Genomic DNA, 24,696 nt, shown 5'->3' with positions numbered 1-24,696 from the left:
GAACGTGATGAGCCAAGCCCACCACCCCGAAACCTGGACCGCGATTTGCACCTTGCGCGATATCGTGCCCAATACTGGTGTCTGCGCCCTGGTCGATAGAAAGCAGGTTGCCGTCTTCCGCATCGGCCGCGGCGAAGAGGTCTACGCAATCGCCAATTTCGATCCCAACGCGCGCGCCAACGTGCTGTCACGTGGCCTGATCGGCAGCCTGGGCCCGCGCACCGTCGTGGCCTCGCCGATCTACAAGCACCATTTCGACCTGCGCACTGGCGAATGCCTGGAAGCCCCGGAGTATTCGGTCGACGCCTATGCCGCACGCGTCTATGACGGCAAGGTCTGGGTGACCACCGCGGCAATGGACAGGGAGCTCGAAGAAGAACTCGAGGAAGAGCTCGCCGCCTGACCATCGCTCGATATCGCCCCGCCCTTCGCCCACGCAAACAGGAAGACGCACATGACGTCCACCGCGCTCCCCGTCTCGTCCCACGCCAAGCCGCGACTGGTTGTTGTCGGCAACGGCATGGCCGGCATGCGCACGGTCGAGGAACTGCTGAAGCTGGCGCCGGACCTGTATGACATCACGGTGTTCGGCGCCGAGCCGCACGGCAACTACAACCGCATCCTGCTGTCCCCGGTGCTGGCCGGCGAAAAGACCGTCGACGACATCATGCTCAATCCGCGCGCCTGGTATGACCAGCACGGCATCGAGCTGCTGGCCGGCGATCCGGTCGTCGCCATCGACCGTCCGCGCCGCGTGGTCCGCTCGGCTTCGGGCAAGGAAGTCCGCTATGACCGCCTGCTGCTGGCCACCGGCTCCCGGCCGTTCATCCTTCCCGTGCCTGGCCACAAGCTCGACGGCGTGATTGCATTCCGCGATATTCAGGACGTGGAAACGATGATGCATGCCGCACGCAATCATCGCCATGCGGTAGTGATTGGCGGCGGCCTGCTCGGGCTGGAAGCGGCCAACGGCCTGATGCGTCAGGGCATGGACGTGACCGTTGTGCATCTGGCCGACAGCCTGATGGAGCGCCAGCTCGACAAGCCGGCCGCCGAACTGCTCAAGGCAACGCTGGAACGCAAGGGCCTGCGCTTCCTGCTCAGCGCCCAGACGGCAGCCATTCTTGGCGATGACCGCGTGACCGGCGTGCTGTTCAAGGACGGCACGCAGATTCCGGCGGACCTTGTGGTGATGACGGCTGGCGTACGCCCCAACTTCGAACTGGCCGCCAGCGCTGGCCTGCGCTGCGAACGTGCGATCGTCGTCGATGACACGCTGCAAACCTTTGACCCGCGCATCTACGCAGTCGGCGAATGCGTGCAGCATCGCCAGGCGACGTTCGGGCTGGTGGCGCCGATCTGGGATCAGGCGCGAGTATGCGCCGCGCATCTGGCCGGCGCCGGGCACCGCCGCTATGTGCAGCAGGCCACCGCCACCAAGCTCAAGGTGACCGGCGTGGACCTGTACTCGGCCGGCGACTTCATCGGCGGCGAAAACAGCGAAGACCTCGTGCTGCGCGATCCTCGGCGTGGCGTGTACAAGCGCCTGATCCTGCAGGATGGACGGCTCGTGGGCGCCGTGCTCTACGGCGACGTCAAGGACGGCCCGTGGTACTTCGACCTGATCCAGACTGGCCAGCCCGTAGGCGGGCTGCGCCAGCGCCTGCTGTTTGGCCAGGCGCAATGCGAGGCGCTCGCAGCTTGAGCTTTCTTTGAGGCATCGACGTGAACCTGTCCGATATTGCGGTGGTCGCCACCACCCCCACCAAAACGATCGCAACGACCTGCCCGTACTGCGGCGTCGGCTGCGGCGTGCGCGCCACCGTGCGTGCCGATGGCCAGGTTGAAATCAGCGGTGACGCGGACCATGCGTCGAACTTCGGCCGCCTGTGCGTAAAGGGATCGGCGCTTGGCGATACCACTGACCTGAATGGCCGCCTGCTGCATCCGCAGATGCGGCAGCCGGATGGGTCGCTGCGTCGTGCAAGCTGGGACGAAGCATTGGACAAGGTCGCGCACGGCTTTGCCGATGTCATCGCGAAGCACGGCCCGGATGCCGTCGCACTATACGTATCGGGCCAGATCCTGACCGAGGACTACTACGTTGCCAACAAGCTGATGAAGGGCTTTATCGGCTCGGCGAACATCGATACCAACTCGCGCCTGTGCATGTCATCGGCCGTGGCCGGCCACAAGCGCGCGTTTGGCGAAGACCTCGTACCGTGCAGCTACGAGGATCTGGAGCAAGCCGATCTCGTGGTGCTGGTGGGCTCCAACACCGCGTGGTGCCACCCGATCCTGTTCCAGCGCCTGACCCGCGCCAAGGAAGCGCGGCCCGAGATGAAGATCGTGGCCATCGACCCGCGCCGTACCGCCACATGCGAACTCGCGGACCTGCACCTGCCGCTGCGCGCCGGTACCGACGTGCGGCTGTTCAACGGGCTGATGAGCTATCTGGCGCGCCACGGGCATGCGGATGCCGCGTTCGTTCAGGCCCACACCGCCGGCCTGGATGAAGCGCTGGCCATGGCCGATACCGACGGTGCGGACGTTGCCGCCGTGGCACGCGCCTGCAAGCTCGATCCGCAGGACGTGCAGGCGTTCTACGAACTGTTCGCCGCCACGACAAACGTCATCACTGCGTTCTCGATGGGCGTGAACCAGTCGTCGGCCGGGACGGACAAGGTCAACGGCATCATCAACTGCCACCTGCTGACTGGCCGTATCGGCCGCCCGGGCATGGGCCCGTTCTCGCTGACCGGCCAGCCCAACGCGATGGGCGGACGCGAAGTGGGCGGTCTTGCCAATATGCTGGCGGCGCATATGGAGCTGGCCAATCCATTGCATCGCGACATCGTCCAGGACTTCTGGCAATCGCCGGCCATGGCCGACAGGCCGGGGCTGAAGGCGGTGGACCTGTTCGACGCGATCGAGCAAGGCAAGGTCAAGGCCGTGTGGGTGATCGGCACGAACCCGCTGGTCAGCCTGCCCAACGCCGACCAGGCGCGCCGCGCGCTGGGCAAGTGCGAACTGGTGGTGGCGTCCGACATCGTCACGCACACCGATACCAACGATGCCGCGCATATCCTGCTGCCAGCGCTGGGCTGGGGCGAAAAGGATGGCACGGTGACCAACTCCGAGCGCCGCATCTCGCGCCAGCGCGCGTTCCTGCCCGCGCCGGGCGAGGCCCGCGCCGACTGGGACATTCTCTGCGACGTGGCGCGACGCATGGGCTTCACGGGCTTCGACTATGCGGGCCAGCACGAGATTTTCGACGAACACGCACGGCTCAGCGGCTGGCGCAATGGGACGGATCGCACGGATGCCGGCGATCTGGCGCCGCGCATGTTCGATATCAGCGGCCTGGCGGGCATGGCCAAGGTGGACTACGACGCGATGCAGCCCGTGCAATGGCCGCTGCCCGCCAGCGCTTCGGCAGGTACCAAGCGCCTGTTCGAAGACGGCCGCTTTGCATTTGCCGACAGCCGCGCGCGCTTTGTCGCCACAGCGGCACGTGCGCCGGTGCACGCCACTGATGACGAGTTCCCGCTGATCCTGAACACCGGCCGCGTGCGCGACCAATGGCACACGATGACGCGCACGGGCAAGGCCGCGCGGCTGTCCGACCACCTGCCCGAGCCGTTCGTCGACATGCACCCGCAAGATGCACTGCTCTGCGGCGTTGGGGAAGGCAAGCTTGCGCGCGTCACCAGCCGCTGGGGTGCGATGGTCGGCCGCGTACGTTTTGGCGGCGGCATTCCGCGCGGCAGCGTATTCGTGCCGATCCATTGGAATGACCAGTTCAGTTCCGATGCGCGTGTGGGCGCAGTGGTCAATCCTGCCGTCGATCCGGTATCGGGCGAACCGGAGTTCAAGCACACGCCCGTACGCGTGGAGGAGTTCCGCGTGTCGTGGCACGGCTTCATGCTGAGCCGCAAAGCCGTTCCTCCCGACGCGCTGACCTGGTGGACCCGCATCCAGGGCAAGCAATTCCAGCGCTACGAATTCGCCGGCCGCGAAGTCATCGGCGACCGCGCTGCGTGGGCGCGCGAACTGCTTGGCGCGCAAGACCCCGATGCCGACTGGCTCGAATTCGAGGATCGCTCCGCTGGCGTGTATCACGCGGGTTACGTCGTGGATGACCGGCTTGAGGCATGCGTGTATATCTCGACCCGCGCAGACCTGCCTTCGCGCGCCTGGCTGTCGCAGCTTTTCGGGCAGCAGCGCCTGGAAGACGGCGACCGCATCGGCCTGCTGCTGGGCCAACCGCTCGAAAAAGCCGCCGACGTGGGACCAACTGTCTGCTCGTGCTTCGGCGTGGGCCGCAATACGATCTGCGACGCGGTGCGCAAGCACGACCTCAAGACACCGGCGGAGATCACTGCTTGCGTCAAGGCGGGCGGCAATTGCGGGTCTTGTGTGCCGGAACTGCGCAAGCTGCTGGTGGAAATTCGGGTGACAGAAGCCGCCTGAAAGAAGGGGCCTGAACGAGCACGACGCCGCACAAGACGCGGCAAGGATCAGCAAGGCGCGGTGAGCCATGTGGCCTCCGCGCCTTTTTCTTCACCGCTTTCTTGACATTTAGTCCATCTCTATACAAACTGTCCAGAATCATCCCAGACATCGCAACCCGTCCGACATGGCCAAGCGCACCCCCGAGCAGCGCGTGCTGCTCGACCAGATCAAGCAGATTGCCGATGGCCTCGGCCAGACGCTCGCCCCGTTCTGCGAGGTAGTGGTTCACGATCTGCTGGAACCCGAGCAATCGATCCTGGCCATTCACAACAACCTGTCCGGCCGCGCCGTTGGCGACCCTACGACGGAACTCGGCCAGGCACGCATCACCGACCCCGACTATCCGCAGGTGGTGGCCAACTACGCAAACCAGTTTGCCGACGGCCGCCAGGCAAAAAGCACGTCGATCGGTATCAAGGACGGCAGCGGGCGCTATATCGCCGCACTGTGCATGAACGTGGACCTGACGCTGTTCCGCAGCCTGCAGATGGCAATGGGGCAGTTCGTGCAAACGGCCGCGCAAGGCCCGAAGGAAACGCTCGATCCGGCGGGCAGCGATGCACTTCGCGCCCGCATCGACGCGTTTGCCGCGCGGCTGGCCACCACGCCACGCGCATTGAAGACCGAAGAGCGGCGCGCATTGCTGGGCGAACTGAAAGCATCGGGGCTGCTCGACGTCAAGCGCGCCATGGAAACCGTCGCGGCCCACCTCGGGGTGTCGCGCGCAGCCGTCTACAGCTATGTCCGCTAACTGTCCTGAAACTCGCAACACTTCCTCGGCGCACTTGCTGCTGCTCGACGGCGCCACCGTGGAGGCCGCGCTGCAGCCCGAAGACGTCCTGGCCGCCGTGCGTGAGGCCTTCGTGCTGCACAGCCAGCGCGAAGGCCGCGTCTTCCCGGTGATTCGCGAAAAGCTCGCCACGGGCGGCGTGTTCGGCATCAAGGCCGGCGATGTCGGCAGCCAGAACCTGCTCGGCTTCAAGGCGGCCGGCTTCTGGCCCGGCAATCGCGAGAAAGGTGGAGACACACATCAGGCCACGATCATGTTGATCGACCCTGCTACTGGACGGCCGCTCTGCATCCTCGATGGCAATGCGATCACCACGGCCCGCACCGGCGCAGCGGGAGGCATCGGCTTGCAGCACCTTGCCCGCCCCGACAGCACGCGCGTCTGCGTATTCGGAACCGGCGTTCAGGCGCGCATTCAGCTCCGCTTCGCATTACGCCTGATGCCCACGCTGCGCGAGGTGCGCTACGTCACAAGCAACGGCCTGCGCAATAACGGGTTCGAAGCGGCGTTCCAGGGGCAGTGTTCGATCAGCCTGGCGACTGACCGCAATGACGCAGTCGCCAACAGCGACGTGGTGATCACGGCCACGCCGGGCGGCGGCGCGCTGTTCGATGCCCAGGCTGTACAGCCCGGCACGCATCTGACCTGCGTTGGCACCGATACCGGTGGCAAACGCGAACTGCCACCGGGCGTGCTGGAGCGCGCCCGCATTGTTGTGGACGACCGCGAGCAGGCACGCCGCATCGGCGAATGCCAATGGGCGCACGACCTGCCCTGCACCGAAATCGGCGACCTGCTGACCGGCAAGGCTATGATCGATCGCCAGCCCGACGACATCACCGTGTTCGACATGACCGGCCTGGCCCTGCAGGATCTGACAGTCGCCCGCTTTCTTCATGAAAACGCCCTGACCAACGGTACCGGCACGCGCCTGGCCTGGCCCTGGTAATCACCTTTCCTTCTTCCTGCCCACCATGACGACCCTGCAACTCCCCACCTACGCCGACGTCGAAGCTGCCGCCAAGCGGATCGAAGGCTACGCCAACCGCACGCCGGTCAACACCTCCCGCACGCTCAACGAAATGCTTGGCGCCGAGGTGTTCTTCAAGTGCGAGAACTTCCAGCGCATGGGCGCGTTCAAGTTCCGCGGCGCGTTCAACGCCCTCGCAAAGTTCACCCCCGAACAACGCCGTGGCGGCGTGGTGGCGTTCTCGTCGGGCAACCATGCGCAAGGCATCGCACTGTCCGCGAAGCTGCTGGGCATGCCGGCTACGATCGTGATGCCGCACGACGCGCCGGCCGCAAAGGTAGCGGCAACCCGGGGCTACGGCGCAAACGTGGTGACCTATGACCGCTACAAGGAAGACCGCGAAGCCATCGGCCGCGACCTGGCGGAAAAGCATGGCATGACCCTGATCCCCCCGTATGACCATCCGGACGTGCTGACCGGCCAGGGCACCGCAGCCAGGGAACTGTTCGAGGAAGTCGGCGCGCTGGATGCACTGTTCGCGCCGCTAGGCGGTGGCGGCCTGCTCTCCGGCACGGCCTTGACCGCGCGTGCACTGGCCCCCCAATGCAACGTCTACGGCGTGGAACCGGAAGCCGGCAACGATGGCCAGCAATCGTTCCGCAGCGGCGCTATCGTTCATATCGATACACCGCAAACCATCGCGGACGGCGCCCAGACGCAGCACCTGGGCCAGTACACGTTCGGCATCATCAAGCGCGACGTCACCGACATCGTCACCGCCACCGACGCGCAACTCGTGGAGGCGATGCGCTTCTTCGCCGAACGGATGAAGATGATCGTCGAGCCAACCGGGTGCCTGGGCCTGGCCGCCGTCATGCAGATGAAGGATGCCCTCAAGGGCAAGCGCGTGGGCGTGATCATCAGCGGGGGGAATGTGGACCTGGGGCGGTTTTGCTCGTTGTTGTCGGTGTGAGCTACCAGCCTGCCACGGTGGAGATCAGTAGACTTCTGATCAGCGGATCAGTGCCAGCGTACTGCCGCTTGCCTCGATCTTCACCGGGTCTGTCTGTTTCCATTGCTTCCTCGGAATAACGAGCTTCCACGCCGAGTCCGTGCCGGAATCACGGAAAAAGCCGACCACACCTATGAACTGGGCATCTTCGTGCATCGGCTCGATGATGCTGACGGCAGCTTCGGGCCTGAGCACCGCATCCCTCGTGGCCAGCAGATCGGCTTTCAACAATTCGCGGTCATTAGCCTGAAGCTGCGCGTAGCTCAGTTGCAAAAACGTCTCCGATGTCTTGAGCTGGTAGAAGCGCACCACGGTGGACAGCGACTGTCCGGCGCTGCCTGCATTGAGCGACGGCCGGCCGGTGAGGTCAATATTCATGGTTTTCACTTGCGTCGTGAAGGCCCATTTCGCCGCCTCCACTGTGCTGTCCTTGACTGCCTGCCCCACCCCACAGCCGGCCAGAAGCGTGGCCACGAGCATCGCGCCGCCGCTTTGAAATTGCCAACTCATTCGATCATCCTCTTCATGTAACTTGCGTGGATTGTGTGGCGTGTCATGGCGCTACTGCTATGGCGCCGGCACGCAGGGATGGCTTCCGCGCCAGGTGCCCAGTTGAACGCGCGTAAAGGCGCCGCCGGCATCCGGGACATCGCTCGCACGCGGTGGCCGGAGTTGCGTGGTGTATCCAAGGCAAACCTCCTCGGAATTCAGCGTTGGGTCGGGCATCAGCGAGCGCTGCACGCGCATTTCAAGGCGAGCGTGTGCGGCATGGCCGAGGTAGAAGCGCAGCAACGCCATGACTTTCCCGAATGCATTGCCACCGGGCATCAACCCGAGCACCGAATCGCGCTCGGCCGGGGTTATTACCACGCGCACGGTGTTCGCACGATCGTAAAAGCCGCGCCCGAGCACGCAATTCTCCCCGAGCGGCATCCGCTCGCGGGTGTCGACTGGAATCCAGACCGGGTAGAATTCCTCCACCTTGATCGTTGCATCTGGAACCGCGTGCTGCAGCACACCCGCCAGTCCCTCGGCCGTGCGCGTACGCTGGCTGGCCAGCCCCAGCATCGACAGCAGTTCTCGCGTGGGCACGGCCTGCCGGACTGGCGATTGTCCAAAGCCAAGCCCTAGCAGACTCAGCAGATAGCGCGACACCTCATCCTGCCCCCCCTTGCGGAAACCCACCGGATATCGGTATTTGCACGCCACGCGATGGAATTGCGTGATGATCCGGTGGTGGAACAGGTCCAGGAGCGCCGCAAGCGGCTCGGCGCCGTCGCGGCGCTGTGCGATCTCATCCACGAAATAGGACGGTATGCGCGCGTCGACGCCGTAGAGGCCAAGGAACGTCGTCCGGATGACCGGAGGGAGCCCCGGCTGATCGTCATCAGTCTCGACTGCATCGACTTCGCGCCCTGGGAACCCTAGCCTCCCGCTCGAACGGAAGCGCACCGGATCATCGGCCGGGGAGTCGGTCGTCCCTAGCGGCGGCCGCTCTGGCGCTGCCAGCTCCATCAATTCGCACAGACGGAGGACATTCATCCGCGGCGCGTTGGCGAGCAGCGCCGGCAGCAACGCACCGGCCGCCTTGCGGCTCGTGTCTGGCCCCGTCATAACGGAGCTCCTTCGCCCTTGCTGTCAGGCCACTCCAGCCGCTTGCCGCCTGGCTGTGAGACGATCACCAGGCGGGTGTACAGGTTCAGGGTGGCATAGAGCGACAGGAACCGATTGAGCATTTCGCCGAACAGTGCAATATCGCCCTCTCCCGCAAACCGCGCACTGTCGAGCGACACCTCGACCTCTACACCACGCAGCAGGCCGCCCTTGACGAGCTTCTGCAGCGGCCGGGCACGCACCCCTGCAATACCATCGATCCGGCGACGATTCAGCTCCCCCTCGGTCCAGTCGTATAGCGCAAGGCTGCCGCGCAGCACCTCTTGATCCAGCAACGACAGGTAGTTCGGAGCCAGATGCGACAAGACTCGCCAATGGAAGCGGTCTCCGGTTGGCGGATAGACAGGTAGCGTTGGAGCCGTCAGGTTTCGCACCGATCCGATGTTGGTAAATCCGCCCCGCATGCGGGTGATGCCGGCCTCGCGGAGCCCCTTGCGCGGCAACATACCGTTAGTGCCCGTGACCGAGAGCGACAGTGTTTCCTGCGGCAGTGCATCCATCTGGTCCCACGCATGGCCGCCGAGCACTACCCAGGTGTCGAACCGTCCTGATGGTCCTCTACGTACCCGGGTGTGGAAGTAGCGCTCCGGCATCTCATGACGGAGCATGCCGCCCCGGTGGCGGAACGCGGCAAACGGCGCGTACTCGAAGCGCTCACCGGTGGCGGCTTCGAAACCGCGCACTGTATCGACCGAGTAAGCTTCCACATGCTGGCCGTGGTGTTCCATGGCTCGGACTCGGTACTCCGTTTCGAAATGTGTAACGGTAATCGGGTCTGCCTCCAGTTGAAACAGATTGATGATCGGCGTGCAGTAGAGCCGGATATTTTCGGCCGAGAAGCGCATGTCATCGGGAAACGGCTTTGCCAGCACGACCTCGACTTCGAAATGTTCGGTGCCTGCCGGGATGGCCTCCATGTCCAGACCGACCAGATCCACGAACATGAATTTCTCGGGAAAGGTGAAGTACTCCAGCAGAAGTTGATATCCGCCGAAGGCATTGTCAGGTTTGGGCCAGAGCCGCTCGTCAGCGCGGAACCCCACCGGTTCCACGCGCAGGCCAGGCATGAACTGCGGTACGCCCGGACGGTCTGCCGGATAGCCGGGAATGCGTATCTGTACAGCCAGAGGCGGGGCGGTAAGCGCAGCATACAGCGCCAGTGCCAGCGGCCGATCAGCATGCAGGTAGAGCCGCAGCCGCGGCACATCCACGCGTTCTCCACTCGACTGCGCCTGCATGGCCAGACGAAGGCGAATCACCGAACGGCCGTCATCCCTTGCGTAGGTGCCTGCCTCGGCCATGCGCAGTGGGTACAGATCAACTGCTTGCGTGGTCCGGTAAGGACATTCCACATCGCCACTTCCGGGCTGGCCACCGAGTGGCACTGGTTCGGAGACGACTTCCAGCCCGGCTGGCAGCGTCTCGTGGCGCTGCAGTGCACCGGCAGCGGGGATCAGTTCCAGGATAGACAGCGACGGAATCATGCGCAGGTAGTGCGGCCACAGCATGCTGACCAGCCCCTCGGTCAACTCCGGCATTTCGTCATCGAGCTTGTGCCTCAGACGGCCCATCAAGAAGGCGAAGCCCTCGAACAGCCGTTCGACATGCGGATCGCGTTCTCCGATCCGATCGATATTGAGCATGCGTGCGCGATCAGGAAAGGCCCGAGCGAACTCCTTCCCGGCCTCGCGCAGGTAGCGCATCTCCGCCTCGTAGTAGCGCAGGATTTCGTTGTCTTGGGTGGGATGGTCCATAAGATTCAGGGCTGGGCGCGTCAGACGATTGCTACTGCCCGCGCCGGGTCGATTGCGGTCAGCTCGCCCGCGAGCGTGTCGATTCGTTGGGCGATCACCACCTTGTCCACGTCCTTTCGGTTCATGCGCGACTTCAGCAGGCGCAGCAGATGCTGCTTGACCTCGAATACCAGGGCAGGTTCCCAGGTGACCAGCCGGAATCGCTCGGCGCCGGCCTCCAGTGCGGTAAGCAGATGCAGCGCCGTGTCCGACCGATCAGCACGCTCCGCCACTCGCGCAGTCACGAGTTGCCGGAGGAAACGCTCCCGCTCGCCCTCCGCGGCCGGCAAGCCTTGCAACCACGCCAGTGCCGCATCGAGGCTCTGCTGGGCCGCAAGGTCCACAGCCTGCGCTTCGGTCTCTGCCCAGTCCATGCTGGCCGAGTCCAGTGCCATAGGCGTCACAGCCTCACCGCGCTCGATATCGCGTACGGTGGCATGGCGCGCAATCCATTCCAGCGTGGTGTCATCCGCAAAAGTCGTGCCGTCGGCAAAGGCCAGTTGCTCCAGACCCGGCAGGCGGTCCAGCATCAGCGCGCAATCGGTGGCAAGCAGATCCCGCGCGCACGCATACTGACCTCCTGCCTGGTCCTGGGCCGTGTAGGCGTAGTACTGGAGATCCAGCCAGAAATGGTTGGCGCCCTCCGCGAATGCCTGCTCCACGCGGTCCAGCAGTTCCGGCCACTGGTTTTGCAGGACCAGCCGTTTCATGTGGGCCCGAAGCTCGGCACGCGGCGCGATCAGCCGTGTCCGCCCGCCAGCATCGTGCGGCGGCACCTCGATGAGCGTATCCCAGCGTACGCACCGCATCAGGCGATAGGCCGCCAGATAGCCTTCGGGCTGCTCTCGCAGGAATCGCGCCATCTGGCGCGCGCGGTCGAGCAGATCGCGCGTTGACGCCACCTCACCAGACGCGATTGCAGTCGAGGCTACGGACAAACTGGAGGAATCATGTCGCGCTTCGTATTCCATTGCGGATGGCGATTCGACACGCCCTTCGAACCGGCGATAGAGCGCATCCAGGGCCGGGCGCGCCGGCTCGGGCCATTGCGCGGATCGCTCCTGGATCAGTGCCAGCGCCGAAAGCGTCCGCTCCAGGTACGAGCCCGTCAGGTCCTGCACACGATCCAGACGGCCCGTGAACGTCGCGCCGGCCAACCATTCCAGCGCGGCCTTGCGGCTTTCGATGCGCACAGGCAGCAACCGGTCGCCAAAGCGATCGATGAGTGCCGACAGCAGTTCAAAGCCCGAGGCCACGCCTTCCGCGCCATCCCGCCGCATGCGGCCATATGCATGGTAGACCGCTGCGCGGACATCCTTCGCGTTGGCCTTGAGCAGGCGTTCCGTCGATTCGACGATCAGCGTGTCATTGATGTCCGATACCTTGGCCACCTCCTCCTTGACGGCAATGAAATCGTCGTCGTAGCCGGGATCGTCTCCCACCGGCGCATCCGGCCGGATCGGCTGAAGCCAGGGCTCCCAGCGCATCTGTGTGGAGCGTGCCAGGTCGGAAGGGGAGCGCGTGCCAAACAGCGCGTCAAGAAGATTGTTGAACATGTCGATGTCTAGCTGCGCGAGGTCCACGTGGCACCAGCCGCAAGCCCTTTTCCCACAAAAAAGCGTGGAGGAAGAAAAAAAATTCTATGCGCGCTTACGGCGCGGATGATGCGCGGTCGCATGCGTTCGTACGCCGCAGTGCGTTGCCAACCGGGCCAAGCACCTGCCCCCACACCCGCCATTGCCAACGCCCCGGTTATCCAGCATGACAGAACGACAACGCCTGTCGACGCCTTCCAAGCGGGATGAGTTCCCTGCGCGCCCGCACAATACCTCTTTTATAAATATTTGAAAATATTCAAAGCAAGAATTCGTTGAAATACGATCAAACGATCAAACTTCAAAATACATTTTCGTAGAACAACTATTTTTTCCTTTTGCCTTGAGTGATAACAATAACGGGCTTCGACGCACATCGACGTTCTTTAGTTTTCGAAGCATAGAATTAAAACCAATTTAATTCAGATATAAACCGGAATAGCCAATGACTGAGAGCTTTCAGAACGAAGTGCCAAAGGCACGGGTCAACATCAAGCTGGACTTGCATACCGGAGGCGCACAGAAGAAGGTCGAGCTGCCACTCAAGCTTCTGGTAATGGGCGACTACAGCAATGGGCAGGACACCCGCACGCTGTCTGAACGCGAGAAGGTATCGATCAACAAGAACAACTTCGACTCCGTCCTCGCCGACTTCAATCCGAAAGTGCGTATCGCCGTCGAGAACACGCTGGCCAGCGATGGTTCGGAGCTGCCGGTCGACCTCGACTTCAAGTCGATGGACGATTTCAAGCCAGAGGTAGTGGCCAGCCGCGTGCCCGAACTGCGCGCCCTGATGGCCGCGCGCAATCTGCTGCGAGACCTCAAGTCGAACCTGCTCGACAACGCCATGTTCCGGCGCGAGCTGGAAAAGATCCTCAAGGACCCGGCCCTTTCCGAGCGGCTGCGGGCCGATCTGCAAAGGATCGGCGAGAACGCCCCGTCCGCCCAGTAACCCAGTCTCCTGAGAGTTGAATCCAATGGCCAAGCACGATATCCCCGTCCAAACCAATAGCGAGTCCGATACTGTAGTTCTGGATGCGCCCGGCAAGAGCGTCTACGAATCCCTTTGCGAAAAGATCAACTTAACGCCGGTCAAGGCGACGCGCCCCGTCGAATCGTTCCAGAGTGCCGATGCACTCTCGGAATCGTCACTCGACGAGCGCGTTGCCCAGGCAATGAGCGTCTTCCTGAAGATGATTCAGGATTCTTCGCAGAAAGTCGACCGACTCGACAAGAGCCTGCTGGATTTCCATATCGAGCATATCGACCAGCAGATCAGTCACCAGCTCGACGCGATCATGCACCACGAAACTTTCCAGGAGATCGAATCCGCCTGGCGCGGCCTCAAATTCCTGGTTGATCGCACGGACTTCCGCAAGAACATCAAGATCGAAGTTCTGGATGTGTCGAAGGATGCCCTGCGCCAGGATTTCGAGGACACGCCCGAGGTCATCCAGAGCGGCCTGTATCTGCACACCTACATCCAGGAGTACGACACGCCGGGCGGCGAGCCGATCGGTGCAATCATCTCGAACTACGCGTTCGACCGCAGCCCGCAGGACATCGCGCTGCTGCGTAACGTCTCCAAGGTATCCGCCGCCGCCCACATGCCGTTTATCGGCTCGGTATCGCCTAAGTTCTTTGGCAAGGACTCGATGGAGGAGGTTGCCAGCATCCGGGACATCGGCAACTACTTCGATCGGGCCGAGTACCTGAAATGGAAGAGCTTCCGCGATTCGGATGATGCCCGCTACATCGGCCTAACCTTGCCGCGTTTCCTGGCGCGCCTGCCATATGGTCCCGAGACGGTGCCGGTGCGCGCATTCAACTACACCGAGGCCGTCAAGGGTCCGGATCACAGTCGCTATCTCTGGGCCAACACTTCTTTCGCCTTTGCCGCAAACATGGTGCGGAGCTTCATCAAGAATGGCTGGTGCGTGCAAATTCGCGGTCCGCAGGCGGGCGGTCTGATCGAGGACCTGCCGATCCATCTGTATGACCTGGGCACGGGCAACCAGGCCAAAATCCCGACTGAGGTGCTGATTCCCGAAACCCGGGAGTTTGAATTCGCCAATCTTGGATTCATCCCGCTCTCGTACTACAAGAATCACGATTTCGCGTGTTTCTTCTCCGCCCATTCGAGTCAGAAGCCGGCACTCTACGACACCGCCGAAGCCACGGCTAACAGCCGCGTCAATGCGCGCCTGCCGTATATCTTCCTGCTGTCGCGCATTGCCCACTACCTGAAGCTTATCCAGCGCGAGAACATCGGCACCACCAAGGACCGTCGCGTACTGGAGCTGGAGCTGAACACTTGGGTCAAGACGCTTGTCACAGAAATGACTGACCCGGGTGACGAGTTGCAGGCATCGCATCCGCTGCGCGAGGCCAAGGTTGTTGTCGAAGACATCGACGACAACCCAGGCTTCTTCCGCGTCAAGCTCTATATCGTGCCGCACTTCCAGATAGAGGGGATGGATATCAATCTGTCGCTGGTATCGCAAATGCCGAAGGCAAAGAACTGAGCGCGCCACGTCTATCGCGCATATCCGCCGCGTGAAGACTACATCTTCACGCGGAGCGCTTCTTCTCGATATCCATGAAAATCACAAGACCGCTGTGGACTCAGGGCATCTTCATGACCCCGCAGCACTTCCAGCAGCAGGCGCTCTGGGAGCGCTATTCCGACGACCTTGTCTCTCGCGTGTCGAGCCCCGAGCCGTGGGGCGTTGCCCGGGTCGAGCTTGACCTGCAGGCGCTCTCGATCCATCGATTGACAGTCAGTGCTCTGACCGTTCGCCTGCCGGACGGGTCGATCATCGATACGGAGACAGCCGATCTCGCGCCCGCCGCGCGTGACCTGACGGACGTACCGACGAGTGCTGGTGGGGTAACCGTGCTGATCGGCCTGCCCTTGCTGGACGCTCAAGGCAGCAATTGCGTCGAGGATGGCGAGCGGCCTGCACGTCCGCGCCGTTACGTGCGCGAGTACCTCCCCGTTGCGGATCTGAACGGAGACGGAAAGGAGGAAATCAGCGTCGAGCGGCACGCTCTGGCCCTTCTCCTTGACTCCGAGGAACACGCCGATTACGTGACCTGCCCGATTGCCCGACTCATCCGCACCCCGCAGGGCCGCTTCGAGATCGATTCGACGTTCGTACCACCGTGTCTGTTCCTGTCGGCAAACGACCGTCTTACCGAGCGGATGAAACGCTTGTCAGATATCCTCCAGTCGAAGAGCGCGAGCCTTGCCGTGCGACGGCGTGAGCGTTCAGACCAGATTGCGGATTTCGCGGTGGCCGACGTCGCCCTCTTCTGGCTCCTGCACAGCGTCAACACAAACTGGCCGGAGCTGGCTCGCCTGTGCGCAGCGCCGCAGCAGCACCCCGAACGACTCTATCGCCTGCTCGCCCGCCTGGCCGGTGCACTCCTCACCTTCTCGACCACCGAGACACTGCATGCCATCCCCACCTACGATCATCTAGCCCCCGAACCGGTGTTCGCGGAACTGGAGTCGCTAATTCGCACGCTACTCGATACGGTGATCCCTTCGCGCGTGGTTCCCCTGGCTCTGGAGCGGGTGCGGCCAACTACATGGCTCGGCAAGATCAACGAGGAGCGGCTGCTCCAAGGCGTCGACTATTACCTTTCAGTCCAGGCAGGTTTGCCCGCCCATACGCTGCTGGATCAACTGCCACGGCTGTGCAAGGCAGGGGCCCCCGATGAGGTAGAGCAGATTGTCAACTCGGCACTGCCCGGGATTCCCCTGCGATCCATGTCACGCCTGCCTGCAGCCATACCGGTGCGTATCGAGAACCAGTACTTCGCGCTGGACAGCGCGCACCCCGCCTTCCGACGCATGCTCGACGCGCGTGCCTGCCAGTTCTATGTTCCGGCGTCGATGCCGGACGTTTCGCTTGAACTCTTTGCGGTACTCCCTGCATGACGACGCTTACACCAATTCTTCCGCTCGCCTTACGCGACACGGCCCTTACCATCACCGGTCTGGCTAATGGGGACAAACCCGCCGAATCCTTCGAAGCCTTCAGGGCAAGATGCCTGGACCTCTTGACCCGCCTGCGCGAAGAGTTCCGCACCGCGGGGCATTCGACAGCCGTGGTCGAGGACGCGGCTTACGCACAGTGTGCATTGCTTGATGAAGTGGCGCTGCAATATCTGCAGCCCGCCGAACGTGACGCATGGGAACGTGAGCCGCTTCAGGTCAAGGAGTTCCAGAGCCATAACGCTGGCGAGGAGCTTGTCACCCGCATCGAGCGCCGCCTCGCGGAACCTCAGCCGATGGTGCCGCTGCTAGTCGTCTTCTACGCGGTGTTCGGACTTGGCTATCAAGGGAAGTTCGCGCTCGAAGGCGCTAGTGCTCGTGAGGCGCTGATGCGTGCCATTGATGAACGCCTGGAAAGTGCCGGTGTGCAAAAGGCCTCCGGACCGATCATCGTCACGAGCAACAAGCCACGAAGCATGAGCCATCTGTCACCACTGGTCTGGGTTCTAGTTGCGCTCGTTGGCACGGGCCTATTCTACGTTGCGCTGGATCGGTGGCTGGCCTCATCGATTTCGCAACTCGTCGGCTGAAAGGGTGCTCGTGACCGGTTATCCCTATCGCATGCTCTTTGCCTGGATCGCTACGCTTGCGCTTGCGTGGCTGGCATTGAGTTCGCCATGGAGCATCGCCTGGAATCTGCTGCTCGCGGGAGTCGTGATCGTCATAGCGGTAATAGCCATCGTTACGACGACACGACGCGCGCGAGCGCGCCGGCGAGCATCCCAGGCAGTGCTGGCTGCTATCGACGCCAGCCTGGAATCCATGCCCGGCGATATTCGCCACAATACACCGCTGGTGCTGGCCTTGGGAGAGCCTGCCAGCGCCCTCACTCTCACGTTTGGCAACGCACTAGTGAAAATTTCCGATGGCGCGATCTGGGTGCGCATCGATGAGACTAGTCGCCTTGCGCACGTGGCCGCCGCGCTCAAGTGCTGGCGCGAGGGGCAAGGACCAGACGTTGTTGCCTGTCTGGTCAGTGCCGACCAAGTCCGCGAAGCTGGCATGCTCAATTCCGCGCTTCGACATTGGCGCACGGCCATCGGCGAGGCCAGTCGAGCCCTTGGCTATTCGCTGCCGGTCTGCCTTGCCGTGTATTCGGCAGAAGCCGCTGGGCCCACAGATGACTGCCCCTGGTTTGGCATTTCAGGCGAAGTTCCTGCGGACACCACGCTTTGCGCGCAGCTTGCTGACAGACTTGCACGTTATCCATTCGTAGCCGTACCTGCCGACCGGACTGCACGCATGCACCGTGCCGCGCGCCTTGACGCACTGGTAAGGTGGGCGGCACGCGACTTGCTCCCCGTGCTGCGCGACGACGAACAGGGCAGGACGCCCACTGGGCGCCCCGTACAGATCGCCGCGGTTGGGGTGACCGCCATCGCAGGCGTGCCGCAACCTGACTCCCTGCAAGCCCGGTTCGTATCGCAGATCACCGGTCTGACCCCTGCAGTACGGTCTGGAAGCGAGGCGCCCTATCCCTTGCCAGATCTACTCATTCGGGGCATTGCCATGCAGCCCGCGCAGCGTGTCATGTCACGCTCGCTGGCCCACGCCTTTGCCTGGCTGGCTTTGGCCATTTGCGCGGCCGCAGCGGCCTCGGCCTGGCAAAACCGGGCACTGGTCGTGCGCGTTGTGAGCAACATGGAGCGCTACCGCACCATCGACGTAACGCATGATGCCGCACGGCTTGACGCGCTGCAGGCACTCAAGCGCGACCGCGACGAACTGGAGCGATATCAGCACAACGGCACTCCGCCAAGACTCGGTCTGGGCTTCTACCGAGGAGCGACGCTGCTCGCTCCGCTCCATACCCTGATCGCAGCCTATCAACCGCCGCCCCCACCGCCGTCGACCATCGAACTGGAAAGTCTGGCGTTGTTCAAGAGCGGCAGTGCAGTCCTTAACCCGGGCTCCAACCGCGTCCTGATCGGGGCATTGGAGATGATCAAGGCGCATCCGGATAAACGCGTACTGGTGGCTGGTCATTCGGATACCGTGGGCAACGCCCAGGCCAACCTTCGGCTTTCAGAAGCACGCGCCGCCTCGGTACGCGATTGGCTTGCCGATGCGGCTGGCCTGCCTCTGACCCATTTCGCGATCCAAGGCTACGGCGACACGCGCCCCAAGGCCTCCAATGACACCGAGGCTGGACGCACTGCCAACCGCCGTGTCGAGATCACCCTCATTCCAGACTGTCGCGGCGATATGCGCGGTAGTCAGGCATCTTTGGGCCACCCGGCCTGTTCATTCCAATCGAAGGAGTAAGTAACGATGGCAATTCCCGCATACATGTGGATCAAGGACGACGGCGGCGCCGAAATCAAGGGCTCCGTCACCGTTTCGGGCCGCGAAGGCAGCGTCGAAGTGGTGGCCTTCGACCACGCCGTAAACATCCCTACCGACTCGAACACCGGCAAGCTCACCGGCACCCGCGTGCACAAGCCGATTACGTTCACGAAAGAAACGGATGCTTCCACGCCCTACCTGTACAAGGCCGTCACCAGCGGCCAGACCCTGAAATCGATCGAGATCAAGTGGTACAAAATCGACGATGCGGGCAAGGAGAAGGAGTACTTCAACACCAGGCTGGAAAACGTCAAGGTGGTGGGTGTCACGCCGAAGATGCTGGACATCAAGAACCCGGCCTATGAGAAGCACAACCATCTCGAAGATATCGAACTCCGCTACGAGAAAATCACCTGGTCGTACAAGGACGGCAACATCATCCACGCCGATAGCTGGAACGAGCGCGCATAAGCGCACGGGACCGGCGCCTGCTTCCCGGCGCCGGTCCTGTCATCACCATCATCGTCATCTGTGCGGCCGCCGCGTTCCAGCCGCGCCACCCCATTCCCGTTCCGCAGTTGCCTGCCAGCCAACATCGCCATGATTGCCCGAGACTACTCTCCATTCCTGCGTCGCCTCAACGCGCACTGCGCGCACGCTCTGTCCGAAGCAGCGAGTTTCTGCGAAACGCGCGCCCACCGGGACATCGAGGTAGAACACTGGCTGGTCAAGTTGCTGGAACTGGGCGAAGGAGACCTGCTCGCCGTCCTCCGCCGCTACGAACTCGATGTGGACAGCATCTGGAATGGGTTGCTGGCCGCCATCGACCGCCTGCCGCATGACCTGCGGGGCAAGCCTGGGCTGTCGACAAGGCTTGGGCAATGGCTGGAAGCCGCATGGATCAAGGCCTCCCTGACTGAAGGCGCAACTTCGATCCGGTCAGCCCACCTGCTGGCCGCGCTGACCGAGACGCCGCAACTTCTGCGTGCGCCGGATGCCTGGCCGCTCCTGAGCATCTCTGCGGCGCAGATCGAACGGCTGATTCCCGAACTCGACGCGATCTCCACGGAAGCAAACCCGCAGCCAGCCGCGCACGATGCTCAGCCATCGGCCAACGCACCGGCGCAAGCTCAGACTGGGTTATCTGCGGCACGCCCCTTGCCAGGCCCGGCCGACACCTCCGTGCTCACCCGGTTCACCACTGACATCACCGGGAAAGCGCGCGACGGAAAGATCGATCCCGTATTTGGCCGCGACGTCGAGATCCGGCAGATGGTCGATATCCTGGCGCGGCGGCGCAAGAACAACCCGATTCTGGTCGGTGAACCGGGTGTCGGCAAAACAGCGCTTGTCGAAGGCCTCGCCTTGAAGATCGCCGAGGGCGAAGTGCCCGCCGTCATCCGCGACGTGTCCATCCTCACCCTGGATCTCGGCCTTCTGCAGGCGGGAGCTGGCGTCAAGGGCGAATTCGAGCAGCGACTCAAGAACGTCATCGAAGCGGTGCAGCAATCCGCGACGCCGATCCTGCTTTTCATTGACGAGGCACACACCCTGATCGGTGCAGGCAACAATGCTGGCGGAGCCGACGCAGCCAACCTGCTCAAACCTGCGCTCGCTCGCGGCGAGTTGCGCACGATAGCGGCGACCACATGGTCGGAGTACAAGCGATACTTTGAACGTGACGCGGCACTGGAGCGTCGATTCCAGATGGTCAAGGTGGACGAACCTGACGATGAGAACGCCTGCCTGATGCTGCGGGGGCTCAAGGAGCACTACGCACGGCATCACGGCGTCCATATCACCGATGCGGCAGTGGCTGCCGCTGTCCGCCTGTCTCGCCGATACCTGACCGGGCGACAGTTGCCGGATAAGGCAGTCGACCTGCTCGACACGGCAGCAGCCCGTGTACGCATGAGTCAGGAGGCAACGCCGGCCGCCATTACCGCCTGTGAAGCGGAACGCGCTGCGCTCGAAATCGAGCGCAGCGCCCTGCGCGAGGACCAGGGTGCCATCGGCACCACCGATCAAGATCGCCTGGAAGCCATCGCCGCGCGGCTTGACGCATTGGCGGCCGAACGGGATCGGCTTGAACAGATGTTCGCCGAGCAGAAGCACGCCACCAAAACGCTGTTGTCCCTGCGGGCGCATTGGCAAGACGCTCCGGATGAGTCGGCACGACGCGACCTGGAGCCGGCGATCGTCGCCACGCATGAGGCGCTCAACATGTCTGGCCACTGCGCACTGGTTCATGCGGAAGTCGACGAGCGTGCCATCGCGCATGTGATCGGGGATTGGACCGGGGTACCGGTCGACAGCCTGATGTCCGACGAAATTGCCGCGCTGCTGGAGTTTGAGGCCCGCCTCGGCCGCGTCGTGATGGGTCAGGATGAAGCGCTGTCCGCACTCGGCAAAAGCCTGCGTGCCGCCAAGGCAGGACTGAAGTCCGATGAGGCGCCGCTCGGGGTGTTCCTGCTGGTCGGCCCTTCTGGCATTGGCAAGACCGAAACCGCGCGCGCGCTCGCGGAGTTGATGTTTGGCGGAGAACAGTCGCTCATCACCATCAACCTTTCAGAATACCGGGAGGGCCACACGGTATCGCAGCTGAAGGGCTCGCCGCCGGGCTATGTCGGCTATGGCGAAGGCGGCATCCTGACCGAAGCGGTGCGCCAGCGGCCCTACAGCGTGGTGCTGCTCGACGAAGTGGAAAAGGCCCACCGTGACGTACTGAACCTGTTTTACCAGGTGTTCGATCGCGGCTTCATGCGTGACGGCGAAGGGCGGGTGATCGACTTCCGCAACACGGTCATTCTCATGACGTCAAATCTCGGGGGTGACGAGATCCTGGCGGCAAGCCAGGCAGTTGTCGAGGCAGGTGGCGGCGCAACCAACGCGATGCTGATGGAGGTGATCCGGCCACTGCTTGTGGAACACTTTCAGCCCGCGCTGCTCGCGCGCTTCCAGACCATCGTGTATCGGCCGCTTGCTGCCAGTACCATGGTGTCGATCGTACGGATGAAGCTTGAAAAGGTGGTGGACCGTATCGAGCGCCGGTTCGGAATGCCGCTGCGGTACGACGATACGCTGGTCGACGAACTCGTGGGCGCATGCCTGCTGCCGGACTCCGGTGCGCGCAATGTCGACAACCTGCTTAATCAGCAGATCCTTCCCGTGCTTTCGCGCGAGTTGCTTGTACGCATGGGGGCCTCCCGGCTGCCCGCGTCGATCCGGATATCGTTCTCTGAGTCTGAGGGGATCGGCGTGGACTTCGAAGATGGTCCGGCGGGCAACGGAGCCATCGCATAATGCGCGGCGGCCCTGGGCTCTTCGAGGCCGTAACGGGATACTTCGCCAACGGCGTGGCAATCGACGAGTTCGATGCAGCCACGCAGACCTTCCTGTCGGTACAGGACAATATCCAGCGCATTCTAAATAGTCGCCGTGGCAGCCTTGCACACCTGCCCGATTACGGGCTCGGCGACCTATCCCGCATTTACCGGCACTTGCCCGCGTCCGCACATACCCTCAAGCGCGAGATCGAGACGACGCTACTGCAGTACGAGCCACGCCTGAAGGCGATCGACATTGAGATAGAGGAAACCGAGCCGGGCATGCTGCTGAGCTTCACGTTGAGTTGCCATCTGCACCGCGTTGGACTGGTGCGCTTCGGTACCCACTTCACCCCTGACGGCAAGACGCGACTCAAGCTGCTTCGCGCCGAACGGGACCGCACCTCGGCTTGATCGACCCAGAATCGGGTTGGAAAACCTGAGGAGCCTGAAATATCCCTGCAGGCATCAAACCTCCCCACCCTGCTTCACCTCCTCCTTCGTCCGCACCGCCTTCTCTGGCATCAACTGCATGAAGATCCATGCCGATGCCGATGTAATCAGACCGACGCAAATGAACGTTGCGTGGAATGCCGGCAGGACGTCGAAGTGATGTGAGCCGATGCCGGCCTGGAACGTTGCCAGCAACGCACCGGCCGATGTCACCGCCAGACTCATCGACAGCATCTGCACCATCGACAGCATGCTGTTGCCGCTGCTGGCACTGGCGCCGGTCAGGTCCTTGAGCGTCACCGTGTTCATGGCGGTGAACTGGATCGAGTTGACTGCGCCGAATATGGCCAGTTGCAGCACGACCAGCGCCAGTGGGCGGGTCGGTGTGATCAGGGCAAAGGAAGCCATGACCAGCCCGACTGCAAACGTATTGGTCACCAGCACGCGGCGGTAGCCATGCCGCTCTATCAGCGCCGTGGCCAGCCGCTTCGACGCCATACCGGCGGCCGTTACCGGCAACATCATCAAGCCTGCGTCGAATGGTGAGTAGCCCAGGCTGACCTGCAGCGTCAGCGGAATCAGGAACGGCATGGCCCCGTTGCCGATTCGTGCAAACAGGTTGCCGAGCAGCCCCACGCTGAACGCGTGGATCCTGAACAGTTTGAGCGGAAACAGCGGCTGCTTGCGCTTTTTGGCATGCAGGACATAGGCACTGAGCGCGGCCATGCTGGCGATCAGCAGCATCAGCACCGTGGCATGCTGGAAGCCCAGTTCCGCCAGTCCGTCGAGCGAGAACGACAGCGTGACCATGGCGATCGCCAGGAACGCGTAGCCGGCCAGGTCGAAGCTGCCAATCCCCGGCAGCCGCGCGTTGGGCATGTAGCGGATTGTGGCGAGCGCGCCGAGCAGGCCGACTGGCACGTTGATCAGGAAGATCCAGTGCCAGGAGAACGTCTGGGTAATCCATCCGCCGAGCGTTGGGCCGATCAGCGGGCCGATCATGCCAGGAATCGCGACGAAACTCAGCGCCTGCAGATACTGCTCGCGCGGAAACGTGCGGAGCACGGACAGGCGTCCCACCGGCAGCAGCATCGCCCCGCCAGCGCCCTGCACCACGCGGGCCACCGTCAGAAACGGCAGTGTCGGCGCCCACGCGCACAGCAATGATCCGAGCACGAATAGTGCGATGGCAAGCTGGAAGATCGTTCGCGTGCCGAACTTGTCGGCCAGCCAGCCTGACGCGGGAATGATCACCGCCATCGTCAGCGAATAGGCGATGATCACCGACTGCATGCGCAGCGGGCTTTCGCCAAGGCTGTGCGCCATTGACGGCAAGGCCGTGTTGACGATCGTCGAATCGAGCGTCTGCATGAAAAAGCCCACCGCTACCACCCACAGCATGAAGCGCAGGTTGCGGTCGGTGGGCATATCGGCCGGTTTGGCGATGGAATTGGCTGGGGGCATGGCTGGCGGCGGTGCGTGCGCCTTAGGGCGCACAGGCTGAACCGCAACCATAGGCCCGCTGGACCGTGATGGCAAGTCCACGAGCCGGTTGGACACCCGCCAGCCGCCAGAATCTACCCTCAGTTGTCCCCGCCCCGCCTGTTCCGGCGGACTTTTCAGTTGTTCGCGTCGACCAGCGTGCGGGCTTCCACCACCTTGTCGCGATACGCTTCAAAGATGCGGCGCAGCGCCTGCTCCATCGACACCTGCGGCTTCCAGCCCAGCTCGTCGATCGTGTTGTCGATCTTCGGCACGCGGTGCTGCACGTCCTGGTAGCCCTTGCCGTAGAAGTCGCCCGACGACGTTTCCACGATCTGCGTCTTGCGCGCTTCCTCGGCGTACTCGGGGTACTCGGCGGCCATCTTCAGCATCATCTCGGCCAATTCGCGCACCGAGTGGATGTTGCCCGGGTTGCCGATGTTGAAGATCTTGCCGTTGGCCACGCCGTCCTTGTTCTCGATGATCTGCATCAGCGCCGAGATACCGTCCGAAATATCGGCAAACGCGCGCTTCTGCTCGCCGCCATCGACCAACTTGATCGGCTCGCCGCGCACGATATGGCCCAGGAACTGCGTCACCACGCGCGACGAACCTTCCTTCGATTCGAAGATCGAATCCAGCCCCGCGCCAATCCAGTTGAACGGGCGGAACAGCGTGTAGTTCAGGCCTTCCTGCATGCCGTACGCGTGGATCACGCGGTCCATCAGCTGCTTGGA

General features: G+C 62.9%; 20 protein-coding genes. 14 read left to right on the top strand and 6 right to left on the bottom strand.

The features are described from left to right. Positions 1-7: 7 nt before the first annotated feature. The 6 genes from nirD to B552_RS0116045 all read left to right on the top strand — a co-directional run bounded on the left by nirD (position 8) and on the right by B552_RS0116045 (position 7,248). A complete protein-coding gene (gene nirD, locus B552_RS0116070) occupies positions 8-403 on the top strand; it encodes a nitrite reductase small subunit NirD (protein ID WP_026035719.1) in 396 nt (131 codons plus the stop codon). 51 nt (positions 404-454) lie between these two features. Beyond that, entirely contained in the window at positions 455-1,705 is a 1,251-nt protein-coding gene (locus tag B552_RS27550; RefSeq protein WP_019450063.1) for an FAD-dependent oxidoreductase, read from the top strand. 20 nt (positions 1,706-1,725) lie between these two features. Continuing rightward, positions 1,726-4,473 (top strand): nitrate reductase, encoded by a 2,748-nt coding sequence (locus B552_RS0116060; protein ID WP_019450062.1) that lies wholly within the window; start codon positions 1,726-1,728, stop codon positions 4,471-4,473. A 166-nt stretch (positions 4,474-4,639) separates the two neighbouring features. Then, positions 4,640-5,266, top strand: a complete 627-nt coding sequence (locus tag B552_RS0116055) for a PAS domain-containing protein (protein ID WP_019450061.1) — start codon at positions 4,640-4,642, stop codon at positions 5,264-5,266. Further along, the gene (locus B552_RS0116050; protein ID WP_035879919.1) at positions 5,256-6,254 is read left to right on the top strand and encodes an ornithine cyclodeaminase family protein; all 999 of its coding nucleotides are present in this window, start codon (positions 5,256-5,258) and stop codon (positions 6,252-6,254) included. The genes B552_RS0116055 and B552_RS0116050 overlap by 11 nt, the downstream gene beginning before the upstream one ends. Before the next feature lie 25 nt (positions 6,255-6,279). Next, entirely contained in the window at positions 6,280-7,248 is a 969-nt protein-coding gene (locus B552_RS0116045) for a threo-3-hydroxy-L-aspartate ammonia-lyase (protein WP_019450059.1), read from the top strand. A gap of 39 nt (positions 7,249-7,287) precedes the next feature. Here B552_RS0116045 and tssJ read toward each other — a convergent pair whose 3' ends face one another. The 4 genes from tssJ to tssA form a co-directional block, all read right to left on the bottom strand. After that, positions 7,288-7,797 (bottom strand): type VI secretion system lipoprotein TssJ, encoded by a 510-nt coding sequence (tssJ, locus tag B552_RS0116040; RefSeq protein ID WP_019450058.1) that lies wholly within the window; start codon positions 7,795-7,797, stop codon positions 7,288-7,290. Between the two features lie 57 nt (positions 7,798-7,854). After that, on the bottom strand, positions 7,855-8,829 hold the full coding sequence (gene tssG / locus B552_RS0116035; RefSeq protein WP_157160270.1) for a type VI secretion system baseplate subunit TssG: 975 nt from the start codon (positions 8,827-8,829) through the stop codon (positions 7,855-7,857). Positions 8,830-8,897: 68 nt separating this feature from the next. Continuing rightward, on the bottom strand, positions 8,898-10,715 hold the full coding sequence (gene tssF / locus B552_RS0116030; protein ID WP_019450056.1) for a type VI secretion system baseplate subunit TssF: 1,818 nt from the start codon (positions 10,713-10,715) through the stop codon (positions 8,898-8,900). Positions 10,716-10,735: 20 nt separating this feature from the next. Then, positions 10,736-12,310 carry a type VI secretion system protein TssA gene (gene tssA, locus B552_RS0116025; protein WP_026035718.1) on the bottom strand — a complete coding sequence of 525 codons (1,575 nt, stop codon included), beginning with the start codon at positions 12,308-12,310 and terminating at the stop codon, positions 10,736-10,738. A gap of 484 nt (positions 12,311-12,794) precedes the next feature. Between tssA and tssB the strand changes: the two genes are divergently transcribed. The 8 genes from tssB (at position 12,795) to tssE (ending at position 22,438) form a co-directional block, all read left to right on the top strand. Then, positions 12,795-13,301 carry a type VI secretion system contractile sheath small subunit gene (tssB, locus tag B552_RS0116020; RefSeq protein WP_019450054.1) on the top strand — a complete coding sequence of 169 codons (507 nt, stop codon included), beginning with the start codon at positions 12,795-12,797 and terminating at the stop codon, positions 13,299-13,301. 25 nt (positions 13,302-13,326) lie between these two features. After that, a complete protein-coding gene (tssC, locus tag B552_RS0116015; protein WP_019450053.1) occupies positions 13,327-14,874 on the top strand; it encodes a type VI secretion system contractile sheath large subunit in 1,548 nt (515 codons plus the stop codon). A gap of 74 nt (positions 14,875-14,948) precedes the next feature. Then, the gene (gene tssK, locus B552_RS0116010) at positions 14,949-16,295 is read left to right on the top strand and encodes a type VI secretion system baseplate subunit TssK (RefSeq protein ID WP_019450052.1); all 1,347 of its coding nucleotides are present in this window, start codon (positions 14,949-14,951) and stop codon (positions 16,293-16,295) included. Next, positions 16,292-16,942 (top strand): DotU/TssL family secretion system protein, encoded by a 651-nt coding sequence (locus B552_RS0116005; RefSeq protein WP_026035717.1) that lies wholly within the window; start codon positions 16,292-16,294, stop codon positions 16,940-16,942. The genes tssK and B552_RS0116005 overlap by 4 nt, the downstream gene beginning before the upstream one ends. Before the next feature lie 10 nt (positions 16,943-16,952). Continuing rightward, entirely contained in the window at positions 16,953-18,677 is a 1,725-nt protein-coding gene (locus tag B552_RS0116000) for an OmpA family protein (protein ID WP_157160269.1), read from the top strand. 6 nt (positions 18,678-18,683) lie between these two features. Next, on the top strand, positions 18,684-19,169 hold the full coding sequence (locus B552_RS0115995) for an Hcp family type VI secretion system effector (protein WP_019450049.1): 486 nt from the start codon (positions 18,684-18,686) through the stop codon (positions 19,167-19,169). A gap of 129 nt (positions 19,170-19,298) precedes the next feature. Then, positions 19,299-22,001 carry a type VI secretion system ATPase TssH gene (gene tssH / locus B552_RS0115990; RefSeq protein ID WP_019450048.1) on the top strand — a complete coding sequence of 901 codons (2,703 nt, stop codon included), beginning with the start codon at positions 19,299-19,301 and terminating at the stop codon, positions 21,999-22,001. Then, entirely contained in the window at positions 22,001-22,438 is a 438-nt protein-coding gene (gene tssE / locus B552_RS0115985) for a type VI secretion system baseplate subunit TssE (RefSeq protein WP_019450047.1), read from the top strand. Before tssH ends, tssE begins: the two co-directional genes overlap by 1 nt. A 54-nt stretch (positions 22,439-22,492) precedes the next feature. Here tssE and mdtD read toward each other — a convergent pair whose 3' ends face one another. Continuing rightward, on the bottom strand, positions 22,493-23,941 hold the full coding sequence (gene mdtD, locus B552_RS0115980) for a multidrug transporter subunit MdtD (protein WP_019450046.1): 1,449 nt from the start codon (positions 23,939-23,941) through the stop codon (positions 22,493-22,495). A 155-nt stretch (positions 23,942-24,096) separates the two neighbouring features. After that, positions 24,097-24,696, bottom strand: a 600-nt coding sequence (locus tag B552_RS27545; protein ID WP_019450045.1) for a bifunctional UDP-4-keto-pentose/UDP-xylose synthase, incomplete at its 5' end; no start/stop codon positions are given.

It is taken from the genome of Cupriavidus sp. BIS7, assembly GCF_000292345.1.
In the GTDB taxonomy this organism is placed as follows: domain Bacteria; phylum Pseudomonadota; class Gammaproteobacteria; order Burkholderiales; family Burkholderiaceae; genus Cupriavidus.
Note: the sequence above shows the minus strand (reverse complement) of the source record. Positions and strands in the feature narration are given on the sequence as shown.

Coding starts and splice junctions, on each gene's coding strand:
- nirD (WP_026035719.1), top strand. CDS start 8: ATGAGCCAAGCCCACCACCCCGAAACCTGGACCGCGATTTGCACCTTG.
- B552_RS27550 (WP_019450063.1), top strand. CDS start 455: ATGACGTCCACCGCGCTCCCCGTCTCGTCCCACGCCAAGCCGCGACTG.
- B552_RS0116055 (WP_019450061.1), top strand. CDS start 4,640: ATGGCCAAGCGCACCCCCGAGCAGCGCGTGCTGCTCGACCAGATCAAG.
- B552_RS0116050 (WP_035879919.1), top strand. CDS start 5,256: ATGTCCGCTAACTGTCCTGAAACTCGCAACACTTCCTCGGCGCACTTG.
- B552_RS0116045 (WP_019450059.1), top strand. CDS start 6,280: ATGACGACCCTGCAACTCCCCACCTACGCCGACGTCGAAGCTGCCGCC.
- tssJ (WP_019450058.1), bottom strand. CDS start 7,797: ATGAGTTGGCAATTTCAAAGCGGCGGCGCGATGCTCGTGGCCACGCTT.
- tssG (WP_157160270.1), bottom strand. CDS start 8,829: ATGAATGTCCTCCGTCTGTGCGAATTGATGGAGCTGGCAGCGCCAGAG.
- tssF (WP_019450056.1), bottom strand. CDS start 10,715: ATGGACCATCCCACCCAAGACAACGAAATCCTGCGCTACTACGAGGCG.
- tssA (WP_026035718.1), bottom strand. CDS start 12,310: ATGTTCAACAATCTTCTTGACGCGCTGTTTGGCACGCGCTCCCCTTCC.
- tssB (WP_019450054.1), top strand. CDS start 12,795: ATGACTGAGAGCTTTCAGAACGAAGTGCCAAAGGCACGGGTCAACATC.
- tssC (WP_019450053.1), top strand. CDS start 13,327: ATGGCCAAGCACGATATCCCCGTCCAAACCAATAGCGAGTCCGATACT.
- tssK (WP_019450052.1), top strand. CDS start 14,949: ATGAAAATCACAAGACCGCTGTGGACTCAGGGCATCTTCATGACCCCG.
- B552_RS0116005 (WP_026035717.1), top strand. CDS start 16,292: ATGACGACGCTTACACCAATTCTTCCGCTCGCCTTACGCGACACGGCC.
- B552_RS0115995 (WP_019450049.1), top strand. CDS start 18,684: ATGGCAATTCCCGCATACATGTGGATCAAGGACGACGGCGGCGCCGAA.
- tssH (WP_019450048.1), top strand. CDS start 19,299: ATGATTGCCCGAGACTACTCTCCATTCCTGCGTCGCCTCAACGCGCAC.
- tssE (WP_019450047.1), top strand. CDS start 22,001: ATGCGCGGCGGCCCTGGGCTCTTCGAGGCCGTAACGGGATACTTCGCC.
- mdtD (WP_019450046.1), bottom strand. CDS start 23,941: ATGCCCCCAGCCAATTCCATCGCCAAACCGGCCGATATGCCCACCGAC.